Origin of the sequence: Ureibacillus sp. FSL K6-3587 (genome assembly GCF_038593165.1) — a bacterium.
Taxonomy (GTDB): Bacteria; Bacillota; Bacilli; order Bacillales_A; family Planococcaceae; genus Ureibacillus; species Ureibacillus suwonensis.
The window spans coordinates 1,050,042-1,072,177 of record NZ_CP151969.1 but is presented as its reverse complement, the minus strand read 5'-3'; the positions used below and the strand labels follow the sequence as shown (position 1 = coordinate 1,072,177).

Annotated in this window: 18 protein-coding genes; all 18 read left to right on the top strand. The window is 41.3% G+C overall.

What is annotated here, in order from left to right; genetic code table 11:
- The first annotated feature begins 112 nt into the window (after nt 1–112).
- The gene (mfd, locus tag NSS77_RS05205; protein ID WP_342470688.1) at nt 113–3,646 is read left to right on the top strand and encodes a transcription-repair coupling factor; all 3,534 of its coding nucleotides are present in this window, start codon (nt 113–115) and stop codon (nt 3,644–3,646) included.
- Nucleotides 3,647–3,888: 242 nt separating this feature from the next.
- Nucleotides 3,889–4,425: a stage V sporulation protein T gene (gene spoVT / locus NSS77_RS05200; RefSeq protein WP_342470687.1), complete on the top strand. Its 537-nt coding sequence runs from the start codon at nt 3,889–3,891 to the stop codon at nt 4,423–4,425.
- Between the two features lie 256 nt (nt 4,426–4,681).
- On the top strand, nt 4,682–6,301 hold the full coding sequence (locus tag NSS77_RS05195) for a polysaccharide biosynthesis protein (protein ID WP_342470686.1): 1,620 nt from the start codon (nt 4,682–4,684) through the stop codon (nt 6,299–6,301).
- A gap of 8 nt (nt 6,302–6,309) precedes the next feature.
- The gene (gene mazG, locus NSS77_RS05190; RefSeq protein WP_342470685.1) at nt 6,310–7,767 is read left to right on the top strand and encodes a nucleoside triphosphate pyrophosphohydrolase; all 1,458 of its coding nucleotides are present in this window, start codon (nt 6,310–6,312) and stop codon (nt 7,765–7,767) included.
- A gap of 3 nt (nt 7,768–7,770) precedes the next feature.
- On the top strand, nt 7,771–8,061 hold the full coding sequence (locus NSS77_RS05185) for an RNA-binding S4 domain-containing protein (RefSeq protein ID WP_342470684.1): 291 nt from the start codon (nt 7,771–7,773) through the stop codon (nt 8,059–8,061).
- A gap of 113 nt (nt 8,062–8,174) precedes the next feature.
- Entirely contained in the window at nt 8,175–8,474 is a 300-nt protein-coding gene (gene yabP / locus NSS77_RS05180) for a sporulation protein YabP (RefSeq protein ID WP_342470682.1), read from the top strand.
- Nucleotides 8,471–8,965, top strand: coding sequence for a spore cortex biosynthesis protein YabQ (gene yabQ, locus NSS77_RS05175; RefSeq protein ID WP_342470681.1), 495 nt, complete (start codon nt 8,471–8,473; stop codon nt 8,963–8,965). Before yabP ends, yabQ begins: the two co-directional genes overlap by 4 nt.
- 48 nt (nt 8,966–9,013) lie before the next feature.
- On the top strand, nt 9,014–9,433 hold the full coding sequence (locus NSS77_RS05170) for a septum formation initiator family protein (protein WP_342470680.1): 420 nt from the start codon (nt 9,014–9,016) through the stop codon (nt 9,431–9,433).
- A 226-nt stretch (nt 9,434–9,659) separates the two neighbouring features.
- Nucleotides 9,660–10,085 (top strand): S1 domain-containing RNA-binding protein, encoded by a 426-nt coding sequence (locus tag NSS77_RS05165; protein WP_342470679.1) that lies wholly within the window; start codon nt 9,660–9,662, stop codon nt 10,083–10,085.
- Nucleotides 10,086–10,604: 519 nt separating this feature from the next.
- Nucleotides 10,605–12,986, top strand: coding sequence for a SpoIIE family protein phosphatase (locus NSS77_RS05160; RefSeq protein ID WP_342470678.1), 2,382 nt, complete (start codon nt 10,605–10,607; stop codon nt 12,984–12,986).
- A 23-nt stretch (nt 12,987–13,009) separates the two neighbouring features.
- Nucleotides 13,010–14,410 (top strand): tRNA lysidine(34) synthetase TilS, encoded by a 1,401-nt coding sequence (gene tilS, locus NSS77_RS05155; RefSeq protein WP_342470677.1) that lies wholly within the window; start codon nt 13,010–13,012, stop codon nt 14,408–14,410.
- A gap of 137 nt (nt 14,411–14,547) precedes the next feature.
- Nucleotides 14,548–15,090: a hypoxanthine phosphoribosyltransferase gene (hpt, locus tag NSS77_RS05150; protein WP_342470676.1), complete on the top strand. Its 543-nt coding sequence runs from the start codon at nt 14,548–14,550 to the stop codon at nt 15,088–15,090.
- Between the two features lie 135 nt (nt 15,091–15,225).
- Entirely contained in the window at nt 15,226–17,280 is a 2,055-nt protein-coding gene (gene ftsH / locus NSS77_RS05145) for an ATP-dependent zinc metalloprotease FtsH (RefSeq protein WP_342470675.1), read from the top strand.
- Between the two features lie 125 nt (nt 17,281–17,405).
- On the top strand, nt 17,406–18,173 hold the full coding sequence (locus NSS77_RS05140) for a type III pantothenate kinase (protein ID WP_342471206.1): 768 nt from the start codon (nt 17,406–17,408) through the stop codon (nt 18,171–18,173).
- Between the two features lie 20 nt (nt 18,174–18,193).
- A complete protein-coding gene (gene hslO, locus NSS77_RS05135) occupies nt 18,194–19,090 on the top strand; it encodes an Hsp33 family molecular chaperone HslO (protein WP_342470674.1) in 897 nt (298 codons plus the stop codon).
- The gene (locus NSS77_RS05130) at nt 19,059–20,009 is read left to right on the top strand and encodes a peptidyl-prolyl cis-trans isomerase (protein ID WP_342470673.1); all 951 of its coding nucleotides are present in this window, start codon (nt 19,059–19,061) and stop codon (nt 20,007–20,009) included. Before hslO ends, NSS77_RS05130 begins: the two co-directional genes overlap by 32 nt.
- A 128-nt stretch (nt 20,010–20,137) precedes the next feature.
- The gene (gene cysK, locus NSS77_RS05125) at nt 20,138–21,073 is read left to right on the top strand and encodes a cysteine synthase A (protein WP_342470672.1); all 936 of its coding nucleotides are present in this window, start codon (nt 20,138–20,140) and stop codon (nt 21,071–21,073) included.
- Nucleotides 21,074–21,268: 195 nt separating this feature from the next.
- Nucleotides 21,269–22,132 (top strand): dihydropteroate synthase, encoded by an 864-nt coding sequence (gene folP / locus NSS77_RS05120; protein WP_342470671.1) that lies wholly within the window; start codon nt 21,269–21,271, stop codon nt 22,130–22,132.
- The last annotated feature ends 4 nt before the right edge of the window (nt 22,133–22,136 follow it).

Sequence of the window (22,136 nt, the reverse complement as noted above, 5' to 3'; positions counted from 1 at the left end):
TCAGTCCAAGGCTTTTCCAGTATTTAGAATTTTTAGTAGTGAGCGGCATGTTTTCATTGATTCATAGAATGGATTACATAAGCGAGCGCCTTGATGAAAGGAGGATCACTTCATGAGAGGAATTACTCAATTATTCTCTCAAGAAAAACATATAAACAAGTTGATCAATGACTTGAAAGAGCCAAAAGAGAAATCCCATTTGATTACGGGATTGACGGGAAGCGCGCGCGCCGTATTGATTAACTCCCTCTTCAGAGAATTAAATCGGCCTTTATATATTATTTCCCCCAATTTATTGCAGGCACAAAAGCTGGTGGATGATTTAACATCCCTTGTGGGAGAGGAAAAAGTGCATTATTATCCGGCGGATGAATTCATTGCCGCGGACATGACAATCGCATCTCCTGAGCTGAGAGCAAGGCGGATATCCACATTGGATCATTTAGCGAGAGAAGAAGCGGCGGTATATGTCATTCCGATTGCCGGAATGAGAAAATATATGACACCTGTGGCACAATGGAAACAAAATCTTTTGGAAGTACATGTCGGACAAGAAATGGATATAGACCACTGGCTTTCGAAGTTGGTAGAGATGGGTTATACACGAAGCCAAATGGTCACAACACCAGGTGAGTTTGCATTGCGTGGAGGAATACTTGATATCTATCCACCATATGCAGAGTCACCATTTCGTATTGAACTTTTTGATACGGAAGTGGATTCCATCCGTGAGTTTTCCGCAGATGATCAACGCTCCATTAAAAAATTGGAGTCATGCCGGATCCTGCCAGCCATAGAGCTCCTGCTCACCATGGAACAGCGCGTCCAACTGGCTGAACGGCTTGAAAAAGCGCTTGCCAAAAGCATTAAAAAGGTCAAAAAACAGGAAGTGCAAGAAGCGTTATATGAAAATATCCAGTACGACATTGAAATGTTGAAACAGGGGAATCTGCCTAACCATGTTACGAAGTATGGATCCTTATTATACGAAAAACCGGCATTTTTAGGAGATTATTTTTCGGAAGACGGCCTGATTCTATTCGATGAACTGGGACGGATCCAAGAGGTTTCCGAAGCTTGGGAGCGGGAAGAGGAAGAGTGGTTCATTTCATTAATTGAAGAAGGAAAAATGGTGCATGACGTCCACCCTTCCTATTCCTTAAAAGAAATCTTGTCCATGTTGGATCTTCCGAAAATTTACTTCAATTTATTTACACGTACTTTCTCCGGCATTCGCTTTGACCAAACAACGAACTTTTCATGTAAACCGATGCAGCAATTCCATGGGCAAATTTCCCTTTTGCAAAATGAAGTTGAGCGTTGGAAGAAAGAAAAGTTCACCGTGTTGATTGTAGCGGATGGGGAACAGCGTTTAGAAAAGATAAAAAATATGTTGGAAGATTACAAGATTGATGTGACGATCGGGCTGCCGAACGGAGAAGGAATTTTCCTGGTGGATGGCCAGCTGACCGCCGGCTTTGAATTTCCTTTGCAACGGATTGCCGTTGTGACGGATGATGAATTATTCAAACAACAAACAAAGCGGAAAAAATCCCGGCCTCAGAAAATGACCAATGCGGAAAGAATTAAAAGTTATACGGAAATCAAACCGGGAGACTATGTGGTCCATGTGCATCACGGAATCGGGAAATATGTGGGCATTCAAACCCTTGAAGTGAACGGCACCCACAAAGACTACCTCCATATCCGCTACCGCGGTGATGACAAATTATTTGTTCCTGTCGATCAAATTGATTTAGTCCAAAAATATGTTTCATCGGAAGGAAAGGAACCAAAACTCCACAAGCTGGGCGGTACGGAATGGAAAAAAGCGAAGGCAAAAGTGTCATCCGCTGTTAAGGATATTGCGGAAGAACTCATTAAACTTTATGCAAAACGGGAAGCGGAAAAAGGATATGCCTTTTCTCCGGATACAGATGAGCAGCGGGAATTCGAAAATGCTTTCCCGTATGAAGAAACGGAAGACCAGCTTCGCACCATTATGGAAGTTAAACGGGATATGGAACGGGAACGGCCAATGGACCGGCTTGTTTGCGGAGATGTGGGATACGGGAAAACGGAAGTGGCCATCCGTGCAGCTTTCAAAGCGATTATGGATGGCAAACAAGTGGCCTTTCTCGTGCCGACGACGATATTGGCACAACAACACTATGAAACCATTAGCGCAAGATTTGAGGATTATGCCATTAATGTCGGTTTACTGAGCCGTTTCCGCACGAGAAAAGAACAGGCGGAAACGATAAAAGGATTGAAAGATGGGACAGTGGATATCGTCATTGGCACACACCGCCTTCTTTCGAAAGATGTGGCCTTCAAAGATTTGGGATTATTGATTGTGGATGAGGAGCAACGTTTTGGCGTGGCTCATAAAGAGAAAATTAAACAGTTGAAAACGAACGTGGATGTGTTGACACTGACAGCGACACCGATTCCAAGAACCCTTCATATGTCGATGGTGGGTGTGAGAGATCTTTCGGTTATTGAAACGCCTCCGCAAAACCGTTTCCCTGTTCAAACATATGTGATGGAATATAGTCCAGCCTTGGTTCGGGAAGCCATCGAGCGGGAAATGGCGCGGGGAGGTCAAACATTTTATCTATATAACCGTGTGGAAGATATGACGAAAAAAGTCGAGGAAATTCAGACGCTCGTGCCGGAAGCCCGGGTGGCATACGCCCATGGCAAGATGACTGAAACGCAACTGGAATCCGTCATTCTCAGCTTTTTAAATGGCGAATTTGATGTACTTGTGACAACGACCATTATTGAAACCGGCGTGGATATGCCGAATGTTAATACGTTAATCGTTCATGATGCTGATAAAATGGGACTTTCCCAGCTTTATCAGCTGCGCGGCCGCGTCGGAAGATCCAACAGGGTCGCATACGCTTATTTCATGTATCAGCGGGATAAAGTATTAACGGAAGTTGCGGAACAACGCCTTCAAGCGATCAAAGAATTTACGGAATTAGGTTCCGGTTTTAAAATTGCCATGCGCGATTTGTCCATTCGTGGTGCAGGCAATCTGCTCGGGGCTCAACAGCACGGCTTCATCGATACGGTGGGATTTGATTTATACTCACAATTATTGGAAGAAGCCATTGTGGAACTGAAAGGCGAAAAACGGGAAGAGAAGGAAGAAGTGGAAATCATCCTTCATGTAGATGCCTACATTCCGGATCAATATATTCCGGATGGCTACCAAAAAATTCAAATGTATAAACGGATCAAAGCGATGGAAAATCCGGAAGATTATCATGAAATCCTCGAAGAATTGCACGACCGGTTCGGCGATTTGCCTCCTGAAACCGAAAGACTGTTGCGCATCGCAAGAATCAAGGCGTGGGCAGGCAAAGCGGGCATTGTTTCCATTAAAGAAAAACAAAAAATCATTTCCATCGTCTTTTCTGAAGAGGGGACTAAAAATGTCGATGGTTCCGTCGTAGTCGCTGAAACAATGAAATTTGAAAAAGCGGTCGGTTTCAGCATGGATGGACCTATTTTGACCGTGACGATTGATGAGAAAAAATGTGGGAAATATAATCCGCTGGACGTATTGGAACAAGTCGCTGAAATAATTTATAAGGCAAGGAAGAATAATGTAGTGGAACAAGAAGCAAAATAATACTGTAAACAATGACCCAAATTTGATTGGGTCATTTTGTTTACCAAAAGTTTTAGATTGATTTTGTTTTTCACTAAATTGTTATATTTTTAAAATTTTTGGGGCATATTAATTTTACAAATTTTTGACGAATTAAAAACATTTCACACAAAATCCTCCCCATGCATTTTTTGCATACTTTGCCTAAAGAGTAAACATACTATCTGTGAAATAAAACGAATTCAGAAAGCGAGGCAGCAAAGATGAAAGCAACAGGAATAGTACGTCGTATCGATGATTTAGGTCGTGTTGTAATCCCGAAAGAAATTCGCAGAACCATGCGAATTCGAGAAGGAGATCCTTTGGAAATCTATACGGATCGCGAAGGAGAAGTTATCCTAAAAAAATATTCCCCGATTAATGATTTAGGCGAGTTTGCAAAAGAATATGTTGAATCCTTGTATGAAACGATAGGGACACCTGCGTTGATCAGCGACCGTGATGAAATGATTGCTGTGGCAGGTTTATCGAAGAAGGATTACACAAATCGTCGCCTGTCAAGTTTTGCAGAGGATTTCATGAAACAACGTTCTGTCGTATTGGAAAAGAATGAAACGACGATTGAATTGGTGCCAGGACAATTTGAACAAGTCAAATCCTATTGTGTTGCACCAATTGTTGCAAACGGTGACACAATTGGGGCGGTATATTTGCTTTCGAAAGTGCACTTTTTAAGCGAAGTAGAACAAAAAGCGGCGGAAACGGCGGCTCACTTCTTAGGAAAGCAAATGGAAAACTAAATCAGTTTGAAAACGTCTCTTTGCATAAGAGGCGTTTTTTCTTTATTTAGGAAGACCGGCTCAATGGCTCAATTGGACGAATGAAAATGGAGGCATAGTAAATGAAGATGATTTGCGGTACTATGTTTTGGGAAATCCGATTTGATGGAAACCCGCGGGAATTTTTCCATTATCGTGGCATAGGAAAGTTCATTTTTTTATTTCAATGACTCTTTGGTATACTTTCTAGTATGTAGAAAGGATAGAGAATATAGGTATGTCGAATTCAATCGGAATGAAAGGATATATGAAAGGAGCATTGCTTCTGACAATATCCGCGATCATTGTAAAAATTATGAGTGCCATTTACCGGGTTCCCTTTCAAAATTTAGTGGGAGATGCGGGATTTTATATTTATCAGCAAGTTTATCCGTTCATATCCTTTTTCGTTGCATGGACATCAGGAGGATTTGCGGTTGCCATTTCGAAAATGTTGGCGGATGCGGAACTTTGTCCGGATGCTTCTTTGAAAAAAGGCCTGATTTCTCGGACGGTATTTTTATACTTGGCCGGATTATCCCTCGTTTTTTTCTCCGTTTTATTTTTTGGCGCAGAGTTGTTGGCGGAGTGGATGGGGGATGAACAGCTGTCGCCCTTATTGAGAACGGGTTCCTTTGTCACGTTGTTTATGCCATTTTTGGCGATTATGAAGGGCTCTTTTCAATCCCGTGGCGAAATGTCGCCCGTTGCCAAAGCACAGGTATTCGAACAATTCATCCGGGTAACGATTATTTTGGCAGGCGCTTTTTTTGTGATGGCGACTTCCCGCTCCCTTTATTCAGCCGGGCATATGGCTGTGCTGGGAACGGTCATTGGGGAAGTGGCAGGGGTGTTGTTGTTGGTTTATTTTTCCGGAAAATCCTTTTCCACCGTTCCCTTTAAAAACATAGGAAAGCATCATCGTGAAAAGAAGTGGCCCATCATTAAAGAAGTGACACTATTGAGTATCAGCATCAGCATGAGCAGTCTATTGCTTTTGTGTTTCCAACTGATCGATTCCTTCACGGTTTATTCATTGATGGTGGAAAACGGCATCGAATCCCAGTTGGCGAAAGAAATGAAAGGGATTTATGACCGTGGTCAATCTCTTGTTCAATTGGGGATTGTCATCGCTTCCTCATTATCCATTGCCATTGTTCCGCTGGTGGCGGTCCAGTCCAAAAAGAAAACGGGAAGAGGAGCAAAGCCTTTTATCCAATTGACTTACAGGACTGCCCTCCTTTTTGGAGTGGCCTCTTCTCTCGGACTGGTGATCGTCATGCCGTACGTCAATAAAATGCTATTTGAAACGAATGCATTGCAAATGGTTTTGACCATTTATGTTTTACAAATCATACCGTTGTCAATCATTTTGACATTTACAGCCATCTTGCAGGGGATGGGGAAACTGAAAGTGCCGTTTTTAATTTTAACAGGGGCCATTCTATTCAAAGGGATTGGAAATATGACCCTTGTCCCGTTATGGAATGTGCTGGGCTCTGCAGTTTCAAGCGGTGTCGTGTTATTGTTCGCTTCAATATTATTTATTGGATACTTAAAAAAATTGACATCCGTCCAATTTGCTCCTCTGCGTTTTTACATAAAATTGACCGGTGCCGGCATAGCGATGGCATTGGCTGTGCTTTTGCTGAATGAATGTCTGCAAATGAAGAGCGGTATGTTTTCCAGCGGCAGAATGGAAGCGGTCGTTTTCGGCTCTGTATTAATTGTGACAGGGGCGTTCGTATTTTTGACCTTTGTGGCAAAATCCCGGATGCTTTCCGAAAAAGAATGGTTTTTGATTCCATTTGGCCGCCGAATGGCCGCTTATCAGCTTTGGTTAAATAAAAGAAAGTAGGTGGATGTATGCATATCACAATCGTCGGTTTAGGCGCATCAGATTACGAGCAACTGCCGATGGGCGTTTATAAAAAATTGAAGGAAGCAAAAAAAGTGTATGTTCGCACAATGGATCACCCGGTTCTCCATGAACTGCAAGAGGAAGGATTGCAATTTAAAAGCTTTGATGAAGTTTATGAAAAACATGATTCCTTCCAACCGGTTTATGAGGAGATTGCCGAACGGTTAATCGAAGCGGCGAAGGAAGAGCCGGTTGTATATGCGGTACCCGGGCATCCATTGGTGGCAGAACAAACGGTGCAATTGTTGATTGAGGCTGAAAGACAGGGCAAAGTGCAAATCTCCTTTGCCGGTGGCCAAAGCTTTTTGGATCCCATCTTTACCGCATTAAAAATTGACCCGATTGAAGGGTTTCAATTGTTGGATGGCACAAGCTTTTCCATTCATGATGTCAATATGCGTTCCCATGTGCTGATTGCCCAGGTATATGACCAATTCAGCGCATCGGAAGTGAAGTTAACGTTAATGGAAAAATACCGGGATGATTATCCGGTGACGATTGTTACAGCGGCAGGTTCAATACAGGAACAGCTTAAAACGGTTCCTCTTTATGAGCTGGATCAGGCGGTGGAAATCAACAATTTGACGACCATTTATGTCCCACCGGTAAAAAGCGATCTTGATGCATTAAAAGATTGGAGAACGTTCAGAAGCATCATCGCAACACTTCGGGGGCCTAATGGTTGCCCGTGGGACCGGAAACAAACCCACGAAAGTTTGAAAAAATATTTGATCGAAGAGGTACATGAATTTTTGGCGGCGGTTGATGAAAAAGACGACTTTGGCATGGTGGAAGAATTGGGCGACATTTTGTTGCAGGTTTTCCTGCATGCCCAAATCGGGGAGGATGAAGGTTATTTCAATTTGGAAGAAGTGTTGGAGAGCATTTCCGAAAAAATGATCCGACGTCATCCTCATGTATTCGGCGACATCACTGTAAAAAATGCCGATGAAGTCGTAACGAATTGGGAGGAAATAAAAAAACAGGAAAAGGGAGAACAAAAAGGATCGCTGCTCAAAGGGGAATATCGGCCAAGCTCATCTTTGCAAACATCGTATAATTATCAGAAGAAGGCGGCATCTGTCGGCTTCGACTGGCCTGATGCGGGCGGAGCCATCAAGAAATTTGAAGAGGAATGGCAGGAATTTTGCCAAGAATTAGAGAAAGGTACAAGTGAAACCGTGTTGGATGAATTCGGGGACGTGTTATTTACGCTGGTCAACATTGCACGCTTTTATAAAATTTCCCCGGAGGAAGCGATGGTGCATGCCAACGAAAAATTCGCCAGAAGATTTCAATTTGTTGAAGAACAGGTAAGAAAAAGCGGTCAAACTTTTGACGATTTTACATTGGAACAATTGGATGAATTTTGGAATGAAGCAAAACGATTAGAGAAGGAGTAGGCTATGCGATTAGACAAATTTTTAAAAGTATCTCGACTCATTAAACGCCGTACGTTGGCAAAAGAAGTGGCTGAACAAGGCCGAATCACCATTAATGGCAAGGTTGCCAAAGCCTCTTCCAACGTCAATGCCGGTGACGAGCTGACGATCCGCTTTGGGCAGAAAATCGTCACGGTCCGTGTGGAAGAAATCAAAGAAAACGTCCGAAAAGAAGATGCTAATAAAATGTTCACGATATTGAAAGAAGAAAAACTAGATAAAATTGAACCGGAATTTATCGATGATGAAGAATAGAAAAATAGAAGCCCGAAATATTTTTTTATAGCATGACAACCATTTTTGTTGTCATGCTTTTTTTATTTCCCGCATAAAGTGAACAGAACAAACCATTAGAAGGAGGAACGATAATGACACAAATCCATCAAGAAAACAATTACACTATAACTTCTGGTGATCATCTTGTGACTGTGAGAAATAGAAAAAGAATGGACATGACATCAGTAAAGGAAATTGAGAGATTCGATCAGGAGGAATTTTACGTAAGAACTTCCCAAGGGCATTTGCTCATTCGGGGAGAGGAATTGCGCATTGTTCATTTAGATGTGGACAAGGGATTATTGACGTTAGAAGGCAATGTCAAAGCCCTCCAATACGATGATGATGAAAATGGGTTGACTAAAGGCTTCCTCCATAAATTGTTTGGATGACAGTTAACGAGCAATTTTTCAGCATCGTAATAATGACGGCAAGCGGGATTTTCATTGGCGCGGTGATTGATGCAACAAGAATTTTCACCAGCGCCATCTCACCCAAGTCATTATTGCGAAAGTTTTCGTGGATCCTCGAAATTGTTATATGGGCACTGTTAGGTGTGGCAAGTTTTTATATCATATTTTTAATAAAGGGTGGAGAGTGGCGTTTAGTAGACCCATTATCACAAATTTTAGGCATTTTCCTTTATGAATCTTTCTTACAGCCATTTTTCCGTTTCCTTGGCCGGGTATTTATCGTACTGGTCATCAGGCCGATCGTTGCCATCATCACAATGACAATAAAATTGGTACGGGGAATCATCAGGATGTTGACCCGCATAATTGCTGTACTGTTTAGACCTTTCTATAAACTTTTTATCAAGATAAAAAGGCCCTTTTATAGAAAAATTGCAAACTTTAAACGGGCAATCTTTAAAAAGCATTAATGATTAAGTTATAATGACGATACAATAAATAAACAGGAGGTGACGGATGTGAATAAGAGATACGGGAACAAAAATATCCGAAAAATCGAAAATGACTATGTTCGTACAGCGGATCGCCAAATGGAAAAATTGACGAAGAGAAAAATTGGGCTACGCAGAAGGTTAACAACGTTCTTCATTATCGCATCCGTCGTCATTGTCAGTTTAATTAGCACGCTGTATAACCAAAACCAAAGATTATCGGGAAAAGAAGCGGAAAAAGAAAAAATGTTGGCGGAACTCCAGGAAATGAAAGAAGAACAAGAACGGCTGAAGTTGCAAATAAAGAAACTTGAAGATGATGAGTATATAGCAAAATTGGCAAGGAAAGAATACTTCTTGTCTGATGATGGGGAAATCATTTTTACCATCCCTAAAGATGAGCGGGACAAAGACAAAGATAAAGAAGAAGATCATAATGACGAATAATTTTCTCGGCGGGTTAAAATATTATTGCACTAAAAAGAAAATTTTGTAAATAAAGCAGAATTAAAATTAAAAAAATTGCTGTTGAAAAAGAGTTGTCTTGTTGACACTCTTTTTTTGTCGGCTATAATAAAAGAGAGCATTTACAATTTTTAGGCTCATTTTTTATCATAATTATATTACAGGCTTTGTTTTAGCCGTTAAATTTTTAAGGAGGAGCATTTTTTTTATGTCAATTGAAGTAGGCAGCAAATTACAAGGTAAGGTCACAGGAATTACAAATTTTGGAGCGTTTGTTGAGCTGCCAGATGGTAAAACGGGCCTTGTCCACATTAGTGAAGTAGCTGATAACTACGTGAAAGACATTAACGATCATCTTAAAGTTGGAGACATCGTTGAAGTGAAAGTGTTAAACGTTGAAGAGGATGGAAAAATTGGCCTATCCATCAGAAAGGCTAAAGCACAATCAGAAAGACCTGAACGTCCTCAGAGACCACGTCGTGAAAACCGTTCAAATGAACGCAATGAACGTCAATCAAAAGAAAGTTTTGAACAGAAAATAGCAAAATTTTTGAAAGATAGTGATGAGCGTCTTGCTTCCTTAAGACGTGCAACTGAGTCCAAACGAGGTGGACGTGGCGCAAGAAGAGGGTAGTTTGCTGTCTATTAGATAATAGTGATAAAGAAGATTCGCATGTTTTTACATGTTTGAACGATAAATTTGTCAAAATCCAAATGATATCATCGGTTATTTGCAAAAAAAGAGTCGACTATGTTCCGTCAATAGTCGACTTTATTTTATTTTTTCGGTCCCCATTTTACGGAATGTAACCGGACAAGTGTTTTGTCAATGCAATGGCTATAATCGCTGCAAGTTTTCATCCGGTGAAGGTAATCCATATTCAAAAAGATATATTATCAAAGTTTTATTTTCTCCGTACTTTTTATAATGCCCTTATATCCCTTACTTTTCCTCTCCATTCTTTCTTGAAAACCCCTATTGTAATCAAATAAGCAAACTTCAAAGCGGCTGAACTTGCGGAAGCGAGTATTTTGTTAAGTTATTAAGTAATTCGTCGAACAATTTTTTTTAACTGGAACAGTACTAGACAAATTTTACATTCCCAATTTTTTATAATAGAGCGCAACGATATCTCTAAGGGGGATGGAAAATATGTCAAATATACAAATGCTGAATCAAAAATCAACATGGCAAGATCGGATCAGCCGTTATTCTATTAAAAAGATGAGCGTCATTCTCCATTTATTCTTTTTGTTCTTGGCATTCTTTCTATCGAGAGCGGTTATGTTTGAAGCGGCTGTCCCTTTCCTGTTGCCGTTATGGGCGGTTGTAAGACAAAAATATGAAAATGAGAAGTGGGCTGTGTTTGTTGGCGGGCTGGCAGGTGCGGTGAGTTTAAGTTTGGGACAAGGGTTCATATTGTTAATTCAGCTATTCATTTATGAATTGTTGATGCGTTTCCGGTATTGGAAGCCACCGACGGCGATTGCCGTAGCCCTTGCCATCTTTTTTGGTCAATTTATGTGGCAGGGAATGGTGCATATGGGCATCCCTCCTTTTATGGTTCAATTGTACGTTTATTATGAAATGATCTTGGCATTCTTTATGACCATCTTTGTGAAGCTGTTTTTTGTTGAGCCATACCGTTTTTGGACTGCTTCATGGAGTTATGAGCGCATCGGAGCGGGATTGGTCATTTTGGCGGTTGTTTTGACCGGGATGCATGCATTTACAATCTCCTATTTTTCGCTTTTTACATTTGTATTGCATTTATCCATTTGCATTGCCGCCATCACTGGAGGAGTGACCGTTGCTTCAAGTGTATCCACCATTATTGGGGCATTGGTGGGGATTTCCGAGCTTTCATTTACAGGGATGATTGCCGTTTATGCGTTGACGGGTGTTTCGAGCGGGCTGTTTAAAGGGATTGGAAGGGCAGGCGTTGTGTTGGGAAGCCTTCTGCCGAGCATTTTTTTCTTTTTTTACGATTCAACGTTGCCGCTTGATAGCGTATATTTTGTGTCGGTATTCATTGCGGGAGTGGTCTTTTTACTATTGCCCCAGAAGATGTTAGACTTTTTGGAGAATATCATCCATCCTAAACGGGATGAAGTGTTGCTGAAACGGCAGGAATGGTTGACAGAACATACGACGGAAAAACTGGAAATGTTCCAGCGTTTTGTCCTGTTCATGAAAGAGTTGGTTTTCGACCACTTCACCTCAACGGAAAATGTGAGCGGAATCCGGAAAATTGAACCTTGCGCCACTTGCATGAGCTGTTTCCGATACGAACGGTGCTGGGGAGAAAAAAATATCGGAATGGATGAAAATATTCGCAGATGGTTCATGGCAAAATCGGGATTGAATGAAGCAGAGCAAATCCGTGCGGAAGAACAAATTAGAGCGAGATGTGTAAAATCGTCAAAATTGTTGGAAGAACTTGATTATCAGTTGTATAACGATAAAATGAATGGGCAATTCTATCATGGGAAAAAAATGATTGCCTTGCAGTTAAGGGATTTAAGCAATCATCTAAATAAATTGATGGAAGATATGAAAAACGAGACACTATCTTTTAAAACGGTCGAGGAAGAATTAAGCCAGGAGTTTAAAAGGGCAAATATTGATTGTTTCCAAATTGACGTTTTAAATAACACATTGGGCGAACGGGTGATTGTCTGCTCCTTTGTGAACACCCAAAATAAAGATGATCTGTATTTATTGTGTGAACGGGTGATTCTTCCGGTGCTTTATGAAGTATTTTCCGAACCGTTCCAAGTGGATCGGATTTCAAATCATAAGACACCATTTGCTCACTTCCAAGTGAGATTTCGCTCTGCCGTTCGCTACAAAATTCAGTATGATATATATAGCAAAGCAAAAAATTCGAATATCGTTTCCGGAGATTCTCATGCCATCTTCCACATCCATCCGGGGCTGGTGGCTGTGATGTTATCGGATGGCATGGGGCAAAGCCGTGAAGCTAAACGGGAAAGCAGACGATTAGTAAGGTTGATGAGGGAATGTTTGAGCTATAATATGAATCCGGAGACAGCGATGCATACGCTTCATTACGTGTTGAGCTTGAACCGTGAAGTGGATATGTATGCAACGATCGATTTTGCACTGGTGGATTTGCAAAAGGGAGAATTATGGTCTTGGAAAGCGGGCAGCATGTCCACATATATTTTGAGGGGAGAGCGGCTGATCAAAGTGGAAGGTTCATCGGCACCGGTCGGTTTCATGCCTGTCTTTTCCATAGAGACGGAAAAGGTGAATTTGCTTGCGGATGATTATGTTGTAATGGTCTCTGACGGCCTGTTCTCCAGCAAATACGATTGGGATGAACAAGAACAGTATTTTGTAACATTATTAAAATCAAAAATCCGTTTGGGCATGCCAATAGAAGCGCTTCTTTACGATGTGATGGACAGTTATCGGAGCGAATACGAAGTGGAAGACGACTGTACGGTGATTATATTCAATGTTTCCCACGTGGCGCCAAAATGGGCTGTATTTAGTCCGGTCAGTTAATAAAAATCAATTGGGGTGAGAAGATGGCGACTTTTGAAAAGAAAGTGGAAAAATATATCGAGGAGCAGCAATTGGTCGAAGCGGGGGACCGTCTTCTCATCGCGTGTTCCGGCGGCATCGATTCCATGGGGTTGCTTCATTTTTTCATTCATTTCCAAAAACATTGGAAAGTGGAATTGTATGTGGCCCATGTGGACCATATGCTAAGAGGAGAAGTCTCCTACGAAGATCGGCAATTTGTGGAGCAGTTTTGCAAAGATCGGAATATTCCTGTTTTCAGCACGAGCATACCCATTCCGGAATTGTTGGCGAAAGAGGGAGGGAACTCCCAAGCCGTTTGCCGCAGAGAGCGCTACGCTTTTTTTGCGGAAATCATGAAACAACATCAAATCAATAAATTAGTAACTGCCCATCATGCGGATGACCAGTTGGAAACGATGCTGATGTCATTAACGAGGGCCGGAAGCGTCAACGGGTTCAAAGGGATATCTTCAAAACGGCCATTTACGGTCGGCACGGTCATCCGTCCTTTTTTAAAAGTGACAAAAGAGGAAATCGGAAAATATTTGATGGAGAAAGGCGGGACTTTTCGGGAAGATGCGAGCAATTTGAAAGATGATTATACCCGTAATCGGTTCCGCCACCATATTATTCCATTAATGAAAAAGGAGAATCATCAGGTTGCCATTCATGCGGCTGAACTCGCCCAGAATCTGCAGCAAGATGACGAGTATTTGAATGAACTTGCCAAAAGCCGCTTCTCTTCTGTTGTTGAAAACATCGGGGAGCGCTTTGTATTACATATTGATCGGCTTCAAAAAGAGCCACTTGCTTTACAAAGAAGAATCATTTTAATACTATTAAACTATCTTTATCATCATTCAGACGCCAAAAATTTTGCTATTTCCCGCGAAATTCTGGAATTGTGTAAGTCACAGGAAGGGAACGCAACGATTCATTTGCCGGATCAATATGTTGCAAACCGAAGTTATGGAATCATTACATTCTTTCAACGAAAGACATCTGAAGGAGAACAATATCCTTGTTCAATAGAAATGGGAGAGTGGAATGTTTTCAACGGTTTTCGTGTATACATAGGAAAACTCCCGGAAGACGCCGGCATTCAACAAAATGAAGCGGTTGTTTATTATTGCAATTCCAACACCATTGCCTTTCCCCTCAAAGTGCGGATTCGGAAAGAAGGGGATCGAATTCGGTTAAAAGGAATGTTTGAACCAAAACGCATATCCCGCCTCTTTATAGATGAAAAAATCCCTTTGATTGAAAGAGATACTTGGCCAATTCTTGTCGATTCAAATGATGAAATCCTAGCGGTATTGGGTGTTCGGGTAAACGATCACTTTTCGAAAAAGAAAAGGGCTGATGATGATATGGTAATGATCGTAGAAAAAAGTTCCTTATAATAAATAAGGTTTATTTTAAATATTTTTTAAAAATGGCTATAATTCTTTTTAAGAGCAATTAACACGAAATTATTATCCGTGTTGGTCAGCTTTTTTATCACAGTTTTGAAATTGTTATTCATGCTAGGAGGAACACTATGATTCAAAATGATATCGAAAAAATATTAATTACGGAAGAACAAATTCAAGAACGGATCAAAGAGATCGGCGCCCAATTAACCGATGAATATAAAGATAAATTTCCGCTGGCCATTGGTGTACTAAAAGGCGCGATTCCTTTTATGACGGATTTGATGAAACGTTTCGGTTCATACATTGAAATAGATTTTATGGATGTTTCAAGCTATGGCAATGCAACGGTTTCTTCTGGAGAGGTAAAAATATTAAAAGATTTGAATACGAGCGTTGAAGGCCGGGATGTCATCATTATCGAGGATATCATCGATAGCGGATTAACATTGAGTTATTTAGTGGACTTATTTAAATACCGCAAAGCCAAATCCATCAAAATCGTGACATTGTTGGATAAACCATCCGGCCGGAAAGTGGATTTAAAAGCGGATATTGTAGGATTCGAAGTTCCGGATGGATTCGTTGTGGGGTATGGTTTGGATTATGCGGAAAAATACCGCAACCTGCCTTACATTGGTATATTGAAAAGCGAAGTATATTCGTTTTGATTTTTATTAATTTTATAAAAAAATTGACAAAAAACCAAAAATGCTACATTATCAGTGCTTTTCATTGTATGATGAAATAATGGTATGTTAAGATTTTACTTATAGTTTTTGTGTCAAGTTGTGAGGAGGCTGGGGATGAATCGAATATTTCGATACACCATACTTTATTTATTGATTTTTCTTGTGGTAATAGGAATTTTTGGCACCTTTAATAGGGGTGCGAATCCTTCAAAAGAGTTAACTTATGGTGAATTCATTAACGCTTTGGAGAATGGAAAAGTAAAATCTTTAAGCATTCAGCCGGATGCGGGTGTTTTTGTTGTAGAAGGTCAGTTGAAAGGTGACGAAGATCAAACGTTCACCGTAAACCTTCCTCAAAATAACCCAGCGCTGATGGAAAAAATAGACAAAGTTGTGGACGAAGCCGTTCAGAACAACCCGGATATTGTTTTTTTGCCAGCCCCTGAAACAAGTGGATGGGTGCAATTCTTTACCGGAATTATCCCATTCATCATCATTATCATTTTATTCTTCTTCCTCTTGAGCCAAACTCAAGGCGGAGGCAATAAAGTGATGAACTTCGGCAAAAGCAAAGCGAAACTGTATGATTCGGACAAGAAAAAAGTTCGCTTTGAAGATGTGGCGGGGGCAGATGAAGAAAAGGCCGAATTGGTCGAAGTAGTGGAGTTTTTGAAGGATCATCGCAAGTTTACGGAAATGGGGGCACGCATTCCAAAAGGGATTTTGTTGGTGGGGCCTCCAGGTACAGGTAAAACATTGCTTGCCCGGGCTGTTGCCGGAGAAGCGGGCGTTCCGTTCTTCTCCATTTCCGGTTCCGACTTTGTGGAAATGTTTGTTGGGGTCGGTGCATCCCGCGTTCGCGACTTGTTTGAAAATGCGAAGAAAAATGCGCCATGTATCATCTTCATTGACGAGATCGATGCGGTAGGACGCCAACGCGGAGCAGGTCTTGGCGGCGGCCACGACGAGCGTGAACAAACATTGAACCAATTGCTTGTGGAAATGGACGGTTTCAGCGCGAATGAAGGTATTATCATTATCGCGGCAACTAACCGGCCAGATATTTTAGATAAAGCCTTATTGCGTCCTGGCCGTTTTGACCGTCAAATTACGGTAGGTTATCCGGACGTAAAAGGCCGGGAAGCGATTTTGAAAGTCCATGCACGCAACAAACCGTTGGCGGAAGAAGTGGATTTAAAAGCGGTTGCCCAAAGAACGCCTGGATTTTCCGGTGCGGATTTGGAAAACTTATTGAATGAAGCAGCCTTAGTCGCAACACGTAAAGGAAAACGAAAAATTTATATGGATGATATCGATGAAGCAAGTGACCGTGTAATTGCCGGTCCAGCCAAAACAAGCCGTGCCTATACGCCGAAAGAGAAAAAACTTGTTGCCTATCATGAAGCGGGTCACGTTGTGATCGGTTTAACGCTCGATTCTGCTGAAAAAGTCCATAAAGTAACCATTGTTCCGCGTGGCCAAGCGGGCGGTTACGCAATCATGCTTCCGAAAGAAGAGCGTTTCTTCCAAACAAAAGAAGAATTGTTGGACCGCATTACGGGATTGCTTGGCGGTCGTGCAGCAGAGGATATTGTATTGGGAGAAGTATCCACAGGAGCCCATAACGACTTCCAGAAGGTGACGGATATTGCCCGCCGGATGGTGACGGAATTTGGGATGAGCGAAAAATTGGGTCAATTGCAATTCGGCTCTTCCCAAGGCGGAAATGTATTCTTGGGCCGTGACTTCAATACGGATCAAAACTATTCTGAGGCCATTGCCTACGAAATAGATAAAGAAATGCAAAAGATTGTAAATGAGCAATATGAACGGGCGAAACAAATTTTGACGGAAAAACGCGACCTATTGGATAAAATTGCTCAAGCGTTGATGAAACACGAAACATTGAATGCGGAACAAATCGAATATTTGAGAGATCATGGCACTTTGCCAGAGAAATCCGATGAGGAAGAAACGATTAAGATTACAACGGTTGAGCCGAAGAAAGAGAATGGTGCTTCCGGTTCCGCACAAGCAAGCATCGAAAAATCCGGATCTGCCCAAATTCATCAAGAGGTGGCCGGCGAAGAAAAAGCTCCTACAACGGATGATTTGCCAAAAGAAAATTCTCCGGATCCGAATGGATTCCATGAAGAGAAAAAAGAATAACCGTTGCTTTCAGTAGTATCAGAAAATTTTCTGATGCTACTTTTTTGTTTCGAAGTTTAATCCTTTTGAGGAAAACAAATGCAATATGGTATGATTTCATCAAACGAAAAATGGAAGTGGTTTTCATGATCTTAGCCATCGATGTGGGAAATTCAAAAATATCTTTGGGCGTTTATAAAAATGATCAATTGATTCATCATTGGAAAATGGAAACGGAGAAAAATAAGACGGCCGATGAATATGCGATGCATTTATATGCTTTCTTTAACTATGGAGGGCTTTCCTTCAACGATATTCGCGGAATCATTATTTCCTCCGTTGTTCCACCCATCATGCACATTTTGGAAGACATGTGCCAAAAATATTTTCACGTTAAACCGCTTGTCGTTGGCCCAGGGGTTAAAACAGGATTAAATATCAAATGCGACAATCCGCGGGAAGTGGGTACAGATCGCATTGTCAACGCAGTGGCAGCCGTTCATGAATATGGAACGAAGCCGCTTATTGTGGTGGATTTTGGAACAGCCATCACCTTTAGTTATATTAATGAAAAAGGGCATTATATGGGTGGTGCCATAGCGCCCGGTGTCACAATCTCTTTGGATGCGCTATTTACAAAGGCATCGAAATTGCCCCGTGTGGAACTTGCAAAACCTGTGGATGTGATCGAGAAAAATACGATCGCTTCCATCCAATCAGGCATTTTCTATGGTTTCCTTGGGCTTGTTGAAGGAATCGTCAATCGAATGAAAGAACAAAGCGACAACGACCCGCTCGTCATTGCCACCGGAGGACTTGCGGAATTCTTTTCAAACGAAACGCCGGTGATTGATATAGTGGACAAATTTCTAACATTAAAAGGTTTATATATCATCTACAAAAGAAATCAATAATAGAAGAGAGGACAATTTGCATGCAAGATTATTTAGTAAAAGCGTTAGGATTTGATGGGAAGATTCGCGCCTATGCGGCTGTTTCAACCAATACCGTTGGGGAGGCGCAAAGAAGACATGATACTTGGCCAACCGCAACGGCCGCTTTGGGACGGGCATTGACGGCAGGTGCCATGATGGGTTCCATGATGAATGAGGATGATAAAATCACCATAAAAATTGAAGGCGGCGGTCCAATAGGAATCATTTTAATTGACGCCAATGGAAAAGGGGAAGTAAGAGGATATGTAACGAATCCTCATGTGCATTTCCCATTGAATGAAGCAGGCAAATTAGATGTGCGCCGTGCAGTTGGAACACAAGGCAATCTCACTATTGTAAAAGACTTAGGATTAAGAGAAATGTTTTCAGGACAAACACCGATTGTTTCCGGGGAAATTGCGGAGGACTTCACTTACTATTATGCAGCATCGGAGCAAGTTCCTTCGTCAGTGGGGTTAGGTGTATTGGTTAATACCGACAATTCCGTACTGGCTTCAGGGGGATTCATTATTCAAGTATTGCCGGGATGCGATGAAGAGACGATTGAGACGATTGAAAATCACTTAAAAACCGTCGAACCGATTTCCAAAATGATTGAGAAGGGCTATACACCGGAACAAATATTAGAAGCTGTTTTAGGTGAAGGAAATGTAAAAATTTTAGATACGATGCCGATTAGTTTTAAATGCCAGTGTTCAAAAGAGCGTTTTGGAGCGGCCATTATGTCATTAGGTGTGCAAGAGATACAAGAAATGATTGATGAAGATGGCGGAGCAGAAGCGCAATGCCACTTCTGTTTAGAAAAATATCAATATAGCCAAGAGGATTTGGAAGGTTTTATCCGTGAAATACAGTCAAAGAATGAATCAAAATAATATGCAAAAAGTGCCGCTGTCAAAACGTCGTTTAAAAACAAAACCGGTGTTGACTTTACTTGCTATTTTGTTTGCAGGAAATATCTTTTGGTTTGTCCTTTGGTTATTTGCGCTTGGAGATGATGGCGACAATGGCGACAATGAAACCGTTGTCGCCAGCGTAAGTGGCGAGAAAATTACAAGGCAGCAATGGATGGCTGAAATGGAACGCTATTACGGAAAAGAAACCTTGCAGCGCATGGTGAACGACAAAGTCATGAAGAAGGCTGCGAAAGAATACAACATTGACGTAACTGATGAGGAAATCGATCTGGAATTGTCTTTAATGATTTCATCAAGCGAGATGGATTCGTCAATGCGGCAATTGGGGGAAGATGAACTGAAAAAACAAATTAGATCCCAATTGATCTTGGAAAAAGTATTAACGAAAGATGTCATTATCGATGAAGAAGAAATGGAGAATTATTATAAAGAAAATGCATCGTTATATAATATCCCAGCGACGTACCGCGCAAAATTGATTGTGGTGAATACAAAGGATGATGCAGAAAAAGTATTGAAGGAACTTGATGAAGGCTCAAACTTTTCCGTATTGGCCAGAGAGCGCTCTGTTGAACAAGTGTCAGCAAGTCTGGGCGGGGATATCGGTTATATCACAAAAAACTCAAATGTGGATCCTGCCATTGTGAAAGCGCTTCAACAACTTGAGAAAAGCGAAATCAGCGAACCGGTCTTATTAAGAGATGGGCGGTATGGAATTGTTCAAGTAGATGAAAAGATCGAAGGGAAATCCTTCAAATACAAAGAGGTAAAAGAGCATATTAAAAGAGTTTTGGCGATGGAACAATTGCCATCAACCATTTCCACAGAAATGTTTTGGAAAGAGTTTAATGTAACTTGGTTCTATGGGGAAGAATGAATAATAAAACTTTAATAAATTTTTACAAAATTTCACTGGCATTTTCATTGACAAAAAACAATAATTGTTGTTAATATTAAAGCATGAAAACCTATAAACATAGTCGGTATTTGAAAGGGGAACCCGTGATGAGCAAATTATATAATTCTATTACTGAATTAGTAGGTCGTACACCAATCGTAAAATTAAATCATCAAACAACTGAAGATGAAGGAACAGTTTGGGTGAAATTGGAATATTTCAACCCAGGAAGTTCAGTTAAAGACCGTATTGCTTTAGCGATGATTGAAGCGGCTGAAAAAGACGGCCGATTAAAACCAGGCGGCACAATTATCGAACCAACTTCAGGAAACACTGGTATCGGGCTTGCAATGATTGCTGCCGCAAAAGGTTACCGCGCAATTTTAGTAATGCCTGAAACAATGAGTATCGAACGCCGTAAATTGCTTCGCGCTTATGGTGCTGAATTGGTATTAACACCTGGTCCTGAAGGTATGAAAGGTGCCATTGCAAAAGCAACAGCTCTTGCAGAAGAAAATGGTTATTTCATGCCACAACAATTTGAAAACCCTGCAAACGCAGAAATCCACCGTTTAACTACAGGTCCTGAAATTGTGGAAGCATTTGAAAATTCAGGAGTACAATTGGATGCCTTTGTTGCTGGGGTTGGTACTGGCGGTACAATCACAGGTGCCGGGGAAGTGTTAAAAGAAAAATTCCCTAACATTGAAATTATTGCGGTTGAACCTAAAGATTCACCAGTATTATCCGGCGGTAAACCAGGTTCACACAAAATCCAAGGTATTGGTGCAGGCTTCGTACCGGAAGTATTAAATACTGAAGTTTACAATTCTGTATTCCCGGTAGAAAATGAACAAGCCTTCGAAACAGCTCGTAAAGTAGGCCGTGAAGAAGGTATTTTATGCGGTATTTCTTCAGGTGCTGCCATCTACGCAGCAATCCAAACGGCAAAACGCTTAGGCAAAGGTTCCAACGTTCTAGCAATTGTTCCATCTAACGGTGAACGTTACTTATCAACAGCTTTATACAACTTTGAAGACTAATATGAAGAAAAATCGGCATTGTCCTTTTTGGATGATGTCGATTTTTTTTGCAAAATTTTAATTGGATATTGCACGGGAAATTTTGGGTGTTTCATCCAAGAGCGAAGAGAAAAAGTATTAAGTCCTTCTTCTACGGAAATGGTATACTTGTATCGAATGAATTTAGGACGAAGAATGATTTGGGGTGCGTTTTTCATGTTATCGAAATATCCTAAACCGTTAATGATTAATAATATAGAGCTCGATTATACAAAAGAGACTTTCGTGATGGGGATTTTAAATGTGACGCCGGATTCATTTTCTGACGGAGGGAAGTACAATTCCCTTGATGCAGCTATAGAGCATGCCAAACAAATGGTGCAAGATGGCGCGAAAATCATTGATGTCGGCGGTGAGTCGACCCGTCCTGGATATACCCGCATTTCGGATGAGGAAGAGATTGCCCGTGTCGTTCCGGTCATAAAAGCATTGAGAGAAGAAGTACCGGCCATCATATCCATTGATACTTATAAATCGGCTGTTGCCCGGGCTGCCATTGAAGCGGGTGCGCATATCATTAATGACATATGGGGCGCAAAGGCGGATCCGGAAATGGCCAAAGTCGCTTCCCAGTATAACGTTCCCATCATTTTGATGCACAATCGGGAGGATGCGAATTACACCAATTACTTTGAGGATTTTTTAAATGACTTAAAGGAAAGTATTGAGATCGTCAAAGCTGCCGGCGTGCCGGATGAGCATATCATTCTGGATCCGGGTATCGGCTTTGTGAAGAACTTGCAGCAAAGCATTGAAACGATGCAGCGATTGGACGAGCTCGTCGAATGGGGATATCCGGTGTTGTTAGCCACATCAAGAAAACGGCTGATCGGTACGATTTTGGGACTGCCGTTGCATGAACGGGTTGAGGGTACAGCCGCCACATGTGTATATGGTGTCATGAAAGGTTGCCATATCGTTCGGGTCCACGATGTGAAGGAAGTGGCAAGAACGGTGAAAATGATGGATGCTTTGATGGGAAAATTTGAAGTGAAGGGTGAACTCCCTGAAAGACATTAATTCT